General features: G+C 47.9%; 2 protein-coding genes. Both read left to right on the forward strand.

All coding sequences use genetic code 11. The features are described from left to right. Positions 1 to 116: 116 nt before the first annotated feature. Entirely contained in the window at positions 117 to 716 is a 600-nt protein-coding gene (gene recR / locus ACRCJ0_RS15615; protein WP_016897879.1) for a recombination mediator RecR, read from the forward strand. 30 nt (positions 717 to 746) lie between these two features. Then, a partial coding sequence (locus ACRCJ0_RS15620; RefSeq protein WP_431391104.1) for a dTMP kinase occupies positions 747 to 971 on the forward strand: 225 nt, incomplete at its 3' end.

Consider the following 971-nt stretch of genomic DNA (forward strand, 5'->3'; position numbering starts at 1 on the left):
TTGACAGGATGTGAGCACCACTTGTGCTAATCCTGCCTTTAATTAGCCAGTGCGTGACCTTTTTGCCAAGAATGATTGAAACAATGTTAGGAAAGTTAGATGCAGGGGTGTAGAGAATGCAGTATCCAGAACCAATCGCTAAGTTAATCGATTCTTTTAGTAAGTTGCCAGGGATTGGCGCGAAGACGGCGTCTAGGTTGGCCTTCTTTGTCTTGGACATGCCTGAGGCGGATGTGCTGCAATTTGCGTCTTCCTTGGTGGATGCAAAGCGTGAGTTGCGGTATTGCTCAGTTTGCGGGAATATTACCCAGTCTGATCCTTGCGAAATCTGTGCGGATGAAAACCGGGACCGGTCACGGATTCTAGTGGTGGAGCAGGTGCGTGATGTGGTATCTATGGAACGGATGCGTGAGTATCACGGCCTCTACCATGTCTTGCACGGGGTGTTATCCCCAATGGAAGGCACTGGGCCGGAAGATTTGAATATCCAGCCCCTATTGACCCGTCTGCAAGATGACCAGGTCAAGGAAGTGATTGTGGCGACCAATGCAACAGCTGAAGGGGAAGCGACCGCAACCTACCTGTCTCGTTTGATTAAACCTGCAGGCATTCAAGTATCGCGGATTGCCTATGGTTTATCTGTCGGCAGTGATATTGAATATGCGGATGAGATGACCCTATTGCGTGCCCTTGAAGGCCGCCGTGATATCGATTAACTAGTCTATAACAGATTTTAAGGAGACCTCATGGATACACAAAAATTTTCTGGGAAATTTATTACTGTTGAAGGACCCGATGGCGCAGGCAAAACAACTCTTATTCAGGGACTGACACAAAAGCTTGAAGATAAGTTAGCTGTACCTTTAAAGCTGACCCGCGAGCCAGGTGGCGACCCGATTGCGGAAGATATCAGAGAAGTGATTTTAAGTCCGGAAAATGTGGCCCTAGATCCTAAAGCTGAAGCCCTTTTA

Source organism: Aerococcus sp. L_32 (assembly GCF_050689315.1).

Bases quoted from the DNA above. Each gene is read 5' to 3' on its own strand.
- recR (WP_016897879.1), top strand. From the start codon at position 117: ATGCAGTATCCAGAACCAATCGCTAAGTTAATCGATTCTTTTAGTAAG.